Raw genomic sequence first — 12,584 nt, 5'->3', positions numbered from 1 at the left:
CGGCGCGGCCGGCTCGCGTCAGGGAAGGAGCACCAGCCGACCGCGAATCCCGCCCGCCGCGAGCCGGTCGTGCGCCTCGGCGGCGCGTTCGAGCGGGAGGGTCTCGGCGACCCGCAGCGTCAGACCCATGGCGGCAAGATCGGCCAGGGCGGCCCCATCAGCACGGATCCACTGCTGGTGGACCCGGATGCCGCGCAGCGGGAGCGGGGCCGAACCGCCGACCACCGTGGCGTAGGCGCCGCCGCCGCGGACAGCGGCCAGGGCACGGATTCCCAGTCCCGCCGTGTCGAGCGCGCCGTCGACCCCGCCCGGCACCAGGCGGCGGACCTCGGCCGCGAGGTCGGACGCGTCCCGGCCGACGACCCGTTCGGCGCCGATGCTTCGGACGAACCCCTCGTCGGCGGGACCGGCCTGGGCGACGACGCGCAGGCCGCGCCGGACCGCCAGCTCGACGGCGAACCCCCCGACCGCCCCGGAGGCTCCGGTCACCAGCACCGTGGCGCCCGCGGCGAGGCCGAGCAGGCCGAGGGACTGGAGGGCGGTGAGTCCGTTCAACGGCAGCGTCGCCGCGGCCGCGGCGGAGGCGTCGGCCGGCGCGGGCGCGATCGCGGTCGCGTCCAGGACCAGGTATTCGGCGTAGGCGCCCAAGGACACGTCGAGCAGGTCGCGCAGCCCGATCACCCGCTGCCCCGGTGCGAACGCAGTCACCCCCGTCCCGAGCCGGTCGACGACGCCCGCGGCGTCCCATCCGATGCCCGTGCGCTCGCGGGCGGCCATCAGCCCGGCTCCGACGAGCTCTCCTGAACGGGTGACCAGATCCACCGGATTGACGGTCGCCGCCTCGACACGGATGCGCACCTGCCCGGGGCCGGGCTCCGGCAGCACAACCGTCACGGGCCCGAGCACCTCGGGTCCGCCGTAACCGTGGGCGACCACCGCACGCATCTTCTCTTCGTTCGTCATGCCGCCCACCGTAGGAAGTCCTACTCTCCCTCAGGAAGAACGCACTTCGTGGTGCGTACGGCACCGAAAGGAGAGCCATGCCCACCCGCACGGCCGCCCAGCGCCGGAACGAAGCGAGCATCGTCTACGACGCGTACCTCGCCGAATGCCCTGCCCGACAACTGCTGGACCGCATCTCCGACAAGTGGGTCAGCCTCGCCGTCAACGCACTCGCCGACGGCCCGCAGCGGTACACCGAACTGCAGCGCCGACTGGCGAGCGTGAGCCAGAAAATGCTCACCCAGACTCTGCGGAATCTGGAACGCGACGGGCTGGTGTCGCGGACCGTGACCCCGGCCGTCCCGGTCCGCGTCGCGTACGAGCTGACCCCGCTCGGCCGTTCGCTGCTGCCGGTCATGCGCGCGATCAAGGGCTGGGCGGAGGAGCACATGGAGGAGGTGCGCGCCGCCCGCGCCACCTACGACGCGCCGGGCACGGGGGCCGCGGACGGGGGCTCGGCGGGCCGAGGCGATCGCCCGACGACCCCGGACCACGGCGCGGACACCGCTTCGTAGGGACATCGTGTCCGGAACCTGATGTTCCGAGGTTTCCCGTCGGCGGGGCGCCCACCGACTGCTCTCCGTCACCGCATCGAGACGCATCCGCAACCGGTTCGACGGCTCCCCGCGGCCCCCTCGCGCGTCCCATTCACAGATGTCGACGACAGGGGGCCAGAGATGAACCACGGCACATCGAGACACCCGGCCGGCCGGGCGCGGGCAGGGGCGGCGTTCGCCGCGCTGCTGGTGAGCGCCGCGCTGCTCGCCGGATGCTCGGCGAGCGGCTCGGGCGGCCACAGCTCCGACGGCTACGCCGCGGACAAGAGCGGCGGGAGCGTCCCCGCCCCCGCGGCCACCGACGCGGCGGGCAAACAGGCGAAGGGCGACGCGCCCGCGCCCGACTACCTCTCCACCTTCGCGCTCGACGTGGACACCGCCAGTTACGGATACGCGCGCCGCGTCCTCGCCGACGGGCAGCTCCCCAAGCCCGAGACGGTACGGCCCGAGGAGTTCGTCAACAGCTTCAAACAGGGGTACGCCCGACCCGGCGGCGACGGCTTCTCCGTCAGCGTCGACGGGGCGCGCACCGGGGGAGGGGCGGAGGACTGGTCGCTGCTGCGGGTCGGACTCGCCACCAAGGCCGCCGACGACACCGCCCCGAGGCCGCCCGCCGCCCTCACCTTCGTCGTCGACATCTCCGGATCCATGGCCGAAACCGGCCGCCTGGACCTGGTGCGCACCTCGCTCGCGTACCTCACCGAGCAACTGCGCGACGACGACTCGGTGGCCCTGGTCACCTTCAGCGACGAAGCCGAGACCGTACTCCCCATGACCGCACTGCGCGGCCACCGCACGAAGATCCGCGAGGCCGTCGAAGCGCTCCACACGGACAGTGCCACCAACGTCGCCGCCGGGGTGGAACGCGGCTACGACGAGGCCGTGGAAGGCCGCCGCGAGGGAGCCACCAACCGCGTCGTGCTGCTCTCCGACGCTCTCGCCAACACCGGGGAGACGGACGCCGACGCGATCCTGGAGCGGATCGACAGCTCACGGCGCGAGTACGGCATCACCCTCTTCGGCGTCGGCGTGGGCAGCGACTACGGCGACGCGCTGATGGAACGGCTCGCCGACAAGGGCGACGGCAACACCACGTACGTCGCCGACGAGGCCCAGGCCCGCAAGGTCTTCGTCGACCAGCTCCCCGCCCACGTCCAGCTGCGCGCCCGCGACGCCAAGGCACAAGTCGCCTTCGACCGGAAGACGGTCCAGCAGTTCAAGCTCATCGGGTACGAGGACCGGGCCGTCGCCGACGAGGACTTCCGCGACAACAGCGTGGACGGCGGCGAGGTCGGCCCCGGGCACACGGTGACCGCGCTCTACGCCGTACACCTGCGCAAGGGGGCCTCGGGCCATGTCGCCACCGCCACCGTGCGCTGGCTCGACCCGAAGACCCGGAAGGCGCGGGAGGAGACCGGATCGGTGGAGACCGACGCCCTCGGCGGAGCGCTCTGGGGCGCCGCCGACGCACGCCTCCAAGTGACAGCGGCGGCGGCCTACTTCGCCGACATCCTGCGCGGCGGAACCCTCCCCGGCGCCCCGGGACTCGGCGAACTCACCTCCCGGACGCGGAAACTGGCCGCCGAGACCGAGGACGGCTCGGTGGCCAAGCTGGCCGACGCCATCAGCCAGGCCGCCGAACTCACGGGCGAGGAAGGCGAGATGCCGAGCGCACCGGCCGAGGGGGAGATGGACTGAGGGGCGGTCCCGGCGGAACCGACGGGGCGGGGCGGCCGCACCCAGGGGCCGCACAGCCCCGCCGGCTCACCCCGTCTCACACGTTCGGCACCTTGAGCCTCGCCCAGCTGTCCTCGCCCGGGACCCCGTCGGCAGCGTCGCCGGCGTATCCGAGCTTGCGCTGCCAGGCGGCGTACGAAGCGCGGTCGGACGCCGACCAGGTGGGCCCTGGCCCGACCGCGTACAGGTCGCAGCCCTCCGCCACCAGCCGCTTGCCCATGGCGGTGATGATCGGACTGTTGCGCCCGATCGTGAAGAACCCGGCCCCGGGGAACGGCTCGTACGGCTCCGGCAGCGGCCCGTCCGGAGCCGCGCCGAGCCGGACGCCGATCCGGTCGCGCATCGCGGTCATCGGGAAGCCGCGCGGGTCGACCTTCCCCGGCTGCCACTCCAGATGCCCGATCACCGAGCGCTCGGACCACTTGTGGGCGCGGCAGAGCGCCGCCGACACCCGTTCGATCGCCAGCAGTTGGGCGGCAGGCCAGGGGTCCTGGCCGTCGCCCAGGTTGACGCACTCGAAGCCGTAGAAACGGGCGTTGCCGTCGGTGTTCGCCTCGTTGTCGGCGGGCAGCACCGCCGCCTCGGCGATCACCGCGCGCAGCACGTCGTCGTCGCCGAGGCCGGCGTGGTTGGCACGGCCGTTGCCGACCAGGTGGACCGTGCCCTCCTTGTCGATGACCCCGTGGCAGAGCGGCCCGGGGAGGTCGGAACGTCCGGAGTAGCAGAGCTCCACGGAGTTCGCGGTGCCCGAAGTGACGGTGTGATGGATCATCACGCCATTGACCGGGCCCCAGGGGCCCTTGTGATCACGGTTGTTGGTCCGCCAGCTCTTGTACTCCACCACCTTCAGACCCTCGTCGCGGAGGGCCTTCAGCAGGGTGTCGGCGGTCAAGGGGGTTGCCATGGTGGTGCTCCCTCGGTGCAACTTCGTCTGCGCGGTCGTACGGGAATCTTGTGCCCCTCCGTAACCCCTTCCGAACCATCGGTCACCGGGGCGGGGCGCGCAGCGTATCGCGCGGCGTTCTGCCCCAGTGGCCGAAGAGACCGAATCCCGCCCTACCGGGTGACCCGCACCGTTGTGCGCAGAGGCAGGTCGGCCGAGGAGCGGCCCACCGCGAACTCGTACGACCCCGGCAGCAGGGTCCAGCCGTCCTCCACCGACCGCCACACCGCCAGCGCCTCCCGGCGGACGTCCAGCGCGACGGTGGCCGAGGCGCCCGGCTTCAGCGTCACCTTGGCGAACGCCTTGAGCTGCGACGGGGGTTCGCCCGCGGGCGCGGGGAAGGTGACGTACAGCTGCACGACCTCGCTGCCCGCCCGGGAGCCGGTGTTGCGGACCCGCACGGTCGCCCGGTGACCGTGCGGGGCGGGAACCACCCGGAGGTCGGAGAGGGCGAAGGTGGTGTACGACAGGCCGTGGCCGAACGGGAAGAGCGGCCGCTCGCCCGAGCGCGCGTACCAGCGGTACCCGACGGCCAGCCCCTCGTCGTAGTAGACCTGCTTCCCGTCGCCGGGGAACTCCACCGGCCGCTTGGCCGGCCCCTGCGTCTCCGTCGCCGGGAAGGTCTCCGGGAGGCGGCCCCCGGGCTCCGCGTCACCGAAGAGCATCGCGGCGACCGCGTTGCCCTGTTCCTGGCCGCCGTACCAGTTGGCGATCACCGCCGGGACCGCGGGCAGCCACGGCATCAGCACGGCGCCCGAGGTGTTGAGCACCACCACGGTACGGGGGTTGGCCGCGGCGACCGCGGCGATCAGCTCGTCCTGGTCGGCGGCGAGGGCCAGGGTGGAGCGGTCCATGCTCTCGGCCGTCACGTCCACGACCACCACCACCGCCACCTCGGCCGCGGCCGCCGCGGCAGCCGCCTCCGCGATCAGCCGGTCCTGCCCCGGCTGGTGGCCGACCCGCAGGCTCGGGGTCCCGGAGGCGTGCCGGTAGGTGACCTCGATGGTGTGGGGGCCCTCCGCCAGGGTCACGAAGCCGTTCTGGACCGCCTCGGCCCCGGTCGCGAAATCGGCCACCACCGACCCGTCGATCGTCAGGACCACCGCCCCGCCGCCGCTGAGCGAGAACCGGTGACGCCCGGCGACGGACGCCGTGTACGTACCGGTGTACCGGGCCGACCAGGCACCGGTCCGGCCGCTCACCGGGGCCGGAGCCCCCGTCCAGTCGAGGCGGTCGGTGGTCGTGGTGGCGAGGACCGCACCGGTGAGGTCGCCCGAGGCGTAGTAGACCGCGCGCAGCCCCGCGCCCAGCACCTCGGCGGGCACGGCGGGCAGCGCGCCCACCCCGAGGGTGCCGCGCGCGTACGACACCGGGACGCCACCCGGGGCGCTCGCCGCACGGGCCGTGATCCCGGCGAGCGGGGTCACCACCCCGCCGTACGGGTTCACGCTCCCCGAACCCCCGCCGTGCGAGCGGTACCCCGCCCCGGCGGCGTCCCCGATCACCGCCACGGACCGGGGAACCGCGAACGGCAGCACCCCGCCCGCGTTCTTCAGCAGCACGCTGCCCTGGACCCCGATCCGACGGGCCAGCAGGCGGTTCTCCTCGGTGGAGACCACCGTGTCCAGCAGCGTCAACGGGTCCGGGAGCGGGTGGTCGAAGAGCCCCACCCGGTACATCGCCGTCAGCACCTGCACGGCCATCGAGTCGAGCGTCTCCCCGGTGACCGCCCCCCGCGCGACCGCCGACGCGAGAGCCGTACCGAAGTACGTCGACCCGGGCATCTCGGTGGTGGACCCCGCCTCGGCCGTCCGCACCGTGCTGTGGGTGCCGCCCCAGTCCGACATCACCATCCCGTCGAAACCCCAGCCGTCCCGCAGCACGTCCTGGACCAGGGTGCGGTTCTCGTGCGTCCAGACCCCGTTGACCTTGTTGTACGCGGTCATCACCGCGCCGACGCCACCCTGCTGGACGGCCGCCCGGAACGCGGGGAAGTAGATCTCGTGCAGGGCGCGTTGGGAGACCACCACGTCGATGGAGTGCCGCAGCGTCTCCTGGTTGTTGGCCGCGAAGTGCTTCACCGTCGCGATCACGTGGTGCGACTGGATGCCCCGTACGACAGGGCCCGCCAGCGCCGCGTTGAGGTGCGGGTCCTCCGTGAACGTCTCGAAGGACCGGCCCCACCGGGGCGTCCGCAGGATGTTGACGCACGGCCCCAGCGCCACGTTGTGCCCCTTGGCCGCCTGCTCACCGCCGTACGCCTTCCCGTAACTCTCGGCCGCGGCCGGGTCCCAGGTCGCCGCCAGTGCCTTGGAGCACGGCCACTGCGTCACCCCCGTCGACCCGTTCCCCACCCCGCTCGGCCCGTCCGCCAGGATGGTCGCGGGGATGCCGAGACGCTCGTTCCCCACCACCTTGCCGATGTACCCGGGCCGGGCGACCTCCGCCTTGACGTTCACCCCGTGCAGCAGCGCGATCTTCTCGTCGGTGGTCATCCGCGCGACCATCTCGACGGCCTTCGCCCGGGCCGCCTTCGACCCGGGCTGCGTCACGGGGCCGACGGACACGGACGCGGCCCCTTCGGCGGTCCGGGCTCCGGTGTCCTTGGTGTTCTCGGCACCTTTGCCGCTCGCACCCGAGTCCTTGTCCGAGGCGGCGGCCCCGGGCCCCACGGCGGAGAGGCCGGCGGCAACCGTGCCGGCACCCCCCAGTCTCAGCAGCGAACGACGACTGACCCGCATGGCCTCTCCCGGTGTTGGATGCCAGGAACGTAACGGCCGGTGGCACCCGGGCCCGGGAGACACCAGCGGCGATGCGGTGCGCCGTACACCGATGCAGCCATCAGGCGCAGGGAACGCCGTTCAGGGCGAAGCCCGTCGGGGCGGCGACCGGAACGCCGGATCCCTGGAACCCGAAGGACGCCGAACCGCCCGGGGAAATCGCCTTGTTGTGGCCGCCGTCGGTGGCGGTCACGGCCGCACCGGTCTGGGTGACGGTCGCGTTCCACGCGCTGGTGACCCTCTCGGCGCCCGCGAAACTCCAGACGAGGCGCCAGCCGTTCACCGCGGTGGTGCCGGTGTTGCGGATGGTGACGTCGGCGGTGAAGCCGTCGCCCCAGGAGGAGCCGACCTTGTACGCGACGGCGCAGCCGGCGCCCGGAGCGGGCGTGGGCGTGGGAGTCGGGGTGGGTGTGGGCGTCGGGGTCGGGGTAGGAGTGGGCGTCGGAGTCGGGGTCGGCGTAGGAGTGGGCGTGGGCGTCGGAGTCGGGGTGGGTGTCGGCCCGGATCCGTCCGGCAGCGCTCCCCACTGGGATACGCCCCCGTCCAGCAGCACCAGGTTCGGCGCGTCCGCCGGGGTGGCGCCCGGTGTGGTGGGCAGGCCCCGGAGGGACCAGTCGTTCGACGGGTCCCAGGCGCCCGAGGAGCTGATGCGGAACTGGACCTCCTTGCGGTACGCCGACTGACCGGCCGGCGCGATCACCGTGTTCGAGCAGTCCACGCTCACGTAGTACACGCTGCCCGTGTAGAGCGTGGGCCCGCTCGCGGTACCGCACTGGTTGTAGTTGGTGGTGACGGTGATGGCCGTCGGTGAGACTCCCGGCTCCAGCGTGAAGTAGTACCGCAGGGAGGCCTTCGTCAGCGCTCGCGCGGGCCAGGCCGACTTGTTCACCAGGTACGCCTTGATCTCGGTGAAGTTGCTCCCGGAGGCGTTCACCGACGCCTGCGCGAGCACCTGCGGCCCGTCCGGCTGCTCGGCCGGCGGGAAGGCGGTGAGCGGGGCGCCGCCGTACTCGGCGTAGAGGCGGGCGAGGGCACCGGTGAAGGCCGCGTTGTAGTCGGTGGCGACCTCGTTGTTCGTGTAGTTCTGCCGGTCGTCGGTGTAGGCGTCGTCGGCCGCGCTCGGTCCGCCGACGAGGGCACCGTAGAGGACGTGGCGGCTCTCGGCGGGGCTGGTGATCTGGTCGGTCCACGAGCCGTGCGAGGTGCGGTGGTGCGGTTTGGTGGGTGGTGTGGCGCCGAAGCCGACGACATAGCTCGCCTTGCGCGGGTTGTCGCCGAGCGCGTAGTCGATCTGGCGCACCGCGAAGTCGTGGTAACGCGCCTTGCGGGTCGCGTCGCCCGTCAGCCAGTCGCTGTAGGAGAGCGCGGCGAACGCGGTGTTGGCCGCGTACCGCAGGGATCCCCACGAGTCCAGCACGGCCTCGCCGCCGGGGGAGTAGCGGACCTTGGCGCCGTCCACCCCGGACGTCCACCAGTCCAGCCACCGGTTGGCGTCGTCGATGTACTTCTGCTTCCCGGTGATCTTGGCGAGCAGCACGTAGGAGCCGTAGGAGGTGTCGTCCCAGGAGAGGGTCCACCGGTAGGAGCGGGTGGTGGTCTGCGGTTCGGTGGAGAGGCCGTCGTAGTACTGCTCGGCCTTGGCGAGATAGGCGGCGTCACCGGTGGCCCGGTAGAGCCAGACGGCACCCCACACCAGCTCGTCCTGGTACCCGCTCCAGGAGTTGTAGTACGACTTCGCGTCGGTGATGCAGTCGCTGTACTTGCCCCGGTAGGTGTCGGCGAACGCGTACAGCTGCTTCGCGTGGGTGACCAGCTTCGCCGCGTAGGCCGGGTCGTCGTCGGCGAACAGCATGGAGGAGGAGGCCATCGCGGCGGCGGTCTGCCCGGCGAGATCCGTACCGGGGCAGGAGGCGTCGATCCGGTAGGCGGGCCGGGCCATCGGCATCACCTCGGCCGGCCCCCACCACTTGTGGTCGTCGCCGCCGTTGCCCACCTGGCCGTACAGCACGTTCGCGGACGGGTGCGCCTTGACGAAGTAGTCGTTGACGAAGCGCAGATTGTCCTTGAGGTACTTCAGCTGCCCCGACGCGGTGTACGCGGCCTTCTGTTCGATGCCTCCCCAGGCCAGGACGGTGGCGCTGTACGCCATGGGCAGACCGAACTTGACGTGGTCGCCGGCGTCGTACCAGCCGCCGGTCAGGTCGAGACCGGCGTCCTTGCCGTCGTCCAGACCCGAGTCGCCGCGCCAGGAGACCCGGTTGTCGGCGGGCAGACGGCCGGAGCGCTGGGCCTCGTAGAAGAAGAGCGACTTCTGCAGCGCCTCGCCGTAGGCGAACTTGGGGGCGGCCGCGGCAGGGGTCGCGGCGAGTGGCGTGAGGGCGACGGCGAGCAGGGCGGCCACCACGGCGAGGGCGACGCCCCAGCGTGAACGGATCCCTGACGTGGGACGTGGACGCGGAAGCAGCCCGCGCCGTGGGCGCGCGTTCCGTCCTATTACATGCACCTGACAAGCCATGATGCCCTCTTTCCGCGGTGGAGCGTCGGCCATGGGCGGCGGTGCGGGGCGTTGTGGGAGCGCTCCCGCGCTTTAGGTTGCAGCGCTGTGAAACGCAGCGGCAATGTGTGAACGCGCCACTTCCGGGCCGCGTGGCTGAAACTGTGCGCTTGCCGGATGAGCCCTCCCCCCGGCAGTCCGCCTTCGTGGTCGGGGTGTGTGCCGGCCGGGACGGGATGTGTGCCGGCCGGGACTCGTGAACACCGGGCCGAGCCGTCGTGGGGCACTCGAAACACTGTGGTGCACGGGCGTTGACAGGACGTAAACGCCGCTCCCACTATGGGAGCGCTCCCAAGGGCGGGATCGGGCCGTCGACCCGCATGTGCCCGACCGCGCCGCGCTCACCTTTCGCCTTCCGCGCCGCCCGCCCGGAACGTTCCGCCGCCCGGAACGTTCCGCCGCCCGGGCGGCGCTTCGCCGCCACGCCGGTCGTCCGCCTGCTCAGCGGCACCGCCCGGCATCCCGACATCCACTGACCCGCTCGTGACGACGGACCACCCAGTGAGGACTCCCATGCCAGCACCGCACGGACCCGGCCGCCCCGCCGCCACCGGCTTACGGCCCCTCGCGCGAGGCGCGGCCGTTCTGGCCGTGACCTCGGCCCTGCTGACGTCGCTGGTCGGCGTCGCGCCCGCCGCGTCACCGGCGACCGACGTCGCGGACGTGAACGTCCAGGTCAACGCCCAGGCGGCGCTCGGCCGGCTGTCCGACACGGCCCGCGGCGTCAACACCGCCGTGTGGGACTCGCACATGAACGATCCCGAGGTGGCCGACTTGATGAAGGCGGCCGATGTGGGCGCGATGCGCTACCCCGGTGGGTCGTACGCGGACATCTTTCACTGGGAGACGAACACGGCGCCCGGGGGCTATGTCGCCCCGGGTACCGGTTTCGACTCGTTCATGGGCACCGTCGCCGCCACCGGCGCGCAGCCCATCCTGATCGCCAACTACGGTTCGGGCACGCCCGAGGAGGCGGCCGGCTGGGTCAGGTACGCGAACATCACGAAGAAGTACGGTGCGAAGTACTGGGAGATCGGCAACGAGATCTACGGCAACGGCCACTACGGCAGCGGCTGGGAGCACGACGACCACCAGGACAAGAGCCCCGGCGAGTACGCCCGCCAGGTGCGCGCCTACGCCGCGGCCATGAAGGCCGTCGACCCGACCGTCAAGATCGGCGCCGTCCTCACCAGCCCTGGCGAATGGCCGGACGGCGTGACCGGCGAGGGGGATGCCGGTGACTGGAACAACACCGTGCTGCCCGAAGTGGCCGACGTCATCGATTTTGTGAGCGTCCACTGGTACGCGGGTGGATCCGACACCACGGCCGCGGACGCCTCGGCCAAGCTGGCCAGGCTGCCCGGTGAACTGCGGGAGGTGCGCAACCAGCTCGACCGGTACGCGGGCGCCGACTCACCGGACATCGGCATCGCGCTCACCGAGATCAACACCAACACCGGTGGCGCCCGGCTCACCGCCCGCGCCAACGGACTGTTCGCCGCCGACGCGTTCATGACGGCGCTGGAGAACGGCGTGTTCAACGTCGACTGGTGGAACACCCACAACGGCGTCGGCGAGATCACCACCGTCGACGGTGAGACCGACTACGGCGACATGGGGATGCTCTCCAGTGGTGCCTGCAACGGTGACGTGTGCGAGCCGGCGCCGAACACGCCGTTCCACCCCTACTACGGCATGAAGATGACCAGCGAACTGGGCACGGCGGGCGACACCATGGTCGCCGCCGCGTCCTCCGCGCAGGACGTCTCGGCACACGCGGTCCTCCGTCGCGACGGGCGGCTGAGCGTCCTGCTCGTCAACAAGAACCCGGACGCCGCCCGGACCGTCGACCTCGGTTACGCCGGCTTCACCCCGGCCTCCACCGCGCCCGAGGCCAGCCGCTACGCACCGGGCGACAGCGACATCACCGCACTCGCCGCCGGGGAGGCGTCCACCTCCCGGGTCACCGTGCCGGCGTACGGACTGCTCTCCCTCACCCTCGAACCGCGAGCCGGCACCGGCCCGGGAGCGTCGGCCGCCGGAACCCCGGGCACCCCGAAGCTGGAGGGGGTGAGCGACACCACCGCGAGCCTGTCCTGGACGAGCGCGACGGGCGCCGCCCGCTACCTGGTCCAGGAGCGCGACGGCGCGCACACCCACCTGATCGGTGAGACCACCGGCACGTCCGTGACCCTGCGGAACCTGCCCCCGGGCAGCACCCACACGGTCAACCTGCTGGCGGCCGACGCCTCGGGGCGGCTCTCCGCCCCGTCCTCTCCGCTGACCTTCACCACCGGCGTCCCGTCGAACGCGGCCTGCGCGGTGACCTACCACCGAGACACGAGCTGGGGCAACGGCTTCGTGTCCACGGTCACCGTCCGCAACCTCTCGGACGTGCCGATCACCGGCTGGACCGTCGACTGGGACTGGCCGACCGGGACCCAGACGGTTGCCTCCGGCTGGAACGCCACGTTCTACCAAACCGGCTCCCACGTGCGGGTGACCGCACCCGATGGCGCGGGACCGCTGGCCCCGGGAGGCGGCTCGACGGCCTCCTTCGGATTCGTCGGCGCCAACGACGGGCCCAACCCGGACCCGACGGCCTTCCGCCTCAACGGGGCGGTCTGCTCCAGCGGCTGACGGCTGACGGCTGATCCGGCCGGGCGGTCACCCGCAATACCCCGGTGACAGTCGTACAGCCCACACAGCCCGCACAGCCCCGGTGTCCGACCTTGATCACAGAGGGAGGCGCCGGGGCTTTGCCGTCCCCGTCCGAACGATCAGCCCGCCCAACGTACGAAACTCCGAGGCTGAAAAGCGCCAACCGAGTTTTATGCATGACCAGTTGGTAATCGGCGGGCGAGTCGACGAGCGGTGGAATTCGCTCGGGCCGTGGTCCGGTGCGGAAACGAGACCGACTTGTGATCGTCGCCTACCGGATGGAATGCCCAATTTGGGGAGGTGCGGTGATGATCTAATACCGAAACAGGTGTAGACGGCACGTATCCGGG

The 12,584-nt window shown here is 71.9% G+C and carries 7 protein-coding genes; 3 read left to right on the top strand and 4 right to left on the bottom strand.

All coding sequences use genetic code 11. The annotated features are described in order from the left end of the window. Window positions 1-18 precede the first annotated feature (18 nt). Window positions 19-963, bottom strand: a complete 945-nt coding sequence (locus OHA55_RS08865) for an NADP-dependent oxidoreductase (protein ID WP_266704452.1) — start codon at window positions 961-963, stop codon at window positions 19-21. A gap of 77 nt (window positions 964-1,040) precedes the next feature. Between OHA55_RS08865 and OHA55_RS08860 the strand changes: the two genes are divergently transcribed. Together OHA55_RS08860 and OHA55_RS08855 are read left to right on the top strand one after the other, a co-directional pair. Beyond that, the gene (locus OHA55_RS08860) at window positions 1,041-1,517 is read left to right on the top strand and encodes a helix-turn-helix domain-containing protein (protein WP_266704450.1); all 477 of its coding nucleotides are present in this window, start codon (window positions 1,041-1,043) and stop codon (window positions 1,515-1,517) included. A gap of 162 nt (window positions 1,518-1,679) precedes the next feature. Then, window positions 1,680-3,257 carry a von Willebrand factor type A domain-containing protein gene (locus OHA55_RS08855; RefSeq protein WP_266704448.1) on the top strand — a complete coding sequence of 526 codons (1,578 nt, stop codon included), beginning with the start codon at window positions 1,680-1,682 and terminating at the stop codon, window positions 3,255-3,257. Between the two features lie 76 nt (window positions 3,258-3,333). Here OHA55_RS08855 and OHA55_RS08850 read toward each other — a convergent pair whose 3' ends face one another. The 3 genes from OHA55_RS08850 to OHA55_RS08840 all read right to left on the bottom strand — a co-directional run bounded on the left by OHA55_RS08850 (window position 3,334) and on the right by OHA55_RS08840 (window position 9,423). Beyond that, window positions 3,334-4,200 carry a peptidoglycan-binding protein gene (locus OHA55_RS08850; protein WP_266704446.1) on the bottom strand — a complete coding sequence of 289 codons (867 nt, stop codon included), beginning with the start codon at window positions 4,198-4,200 and terminating at the stop codon, window positions 3,334-3,336. A 152-nt stretch (window positions 4,201-4,352) separates the two neighbouring features. Further along, window positions 4,353-6,980 (bottom strand): glycoside hydrolase family 3 C-terminal domain-containing protein, encoded by a 2,628-nt coding sequence (locus OHA55_RS08845; protein WP_266704444.1) that lies wholly within the window; start codon window positions 6,978-6,980, stop codon window positions 4,353-4,355. A 100-nt stretch (window positions 6,981-7,080) separates the two neighbouring features. Next, complete coding sequence (locus OHA55_RS08840) at window positions 7,081-9,423, bottom strand: glycoside hydrolase family 9 protein (RefSeq protein WP_266704442.1); 2,343 nt, start codon at window positions 9,421-9,423, stop codon at window positions 7,081-7,083. A gap of 663 nt (window positions 9,424-10,086) precedes the next feature. Between OHA55_RS08840 and OHA55_RS08835 the strand changes: the two genes are divergently transcribed. Continuing rightward, a complete protein-coding gene (locus OHA55_RS08835) occupies window positions 10,087-12,213 on the top strand; it encodes a cellulose binding domain-containing protein (RefSeq protein ID WP_266704440.1) in 2,127 nt (708 codons plus the stop codon). Window positions 12,214-12,584: the final 371 nt, after the last annotated feature.

The organism is Streptomyces sp. NBC_00102 (assembly GCF_026343115.1).
Classification (GTDB): Bacteria; Actinomycetota; Actinomycetes; order Streptomycetales; family Streptomycetaceae; genus Streptomyces.
The sequence above is the reverse complement of the archived record's forward strand: the minus strand, read 5'-3'. Positions and strand labels throughout refer to the sequence as shown.

Coding starts and splice junctions, on each gene's coding strand:
- OHA55_RS08855 (WP_266704448.1), top strand. CDS start 1,680: ATGAACCACGGCACATCGAGACACCCGGCCGGCCGGGCGCGGGCAGGG.
- OHA55_RS08835 (WP_266704440.1), top strand. CDS start 10,087: ATGCCAGCACCGCACGGACCCGGCCGCCCCGCCGCCACCGGCTTACGG.
- OHA55_RS08860 (WP_266704450.1), top strand. CDS start 1,041: ATGCCCACCCGCACGGCCGCCCAGCGCCGGAACGAAGCGAGCATCGTC.
- OHA55_RS08865 (WP_266704452.1), bottom strand. CDS start 963: ATGACGAACGAAGAGAAGATGCGTGCGGTGGTCGCCCACGGTTACGGC.
- OHA55_RS08845 (WP_266704444.1), bottom strand. CDS start 6,980: ATGCGGGTCAGTCGTCGTTCGCTGCTGAGACTGGGGGGTGCCGGCACG.
- OHA55_RS08850 (WP_266704446.1), bottom strand. CDS start 4,200: ATGGCAACCCCCTTGACCGCCGACACCCTGCTGAAGGCCCTCCGCGAC.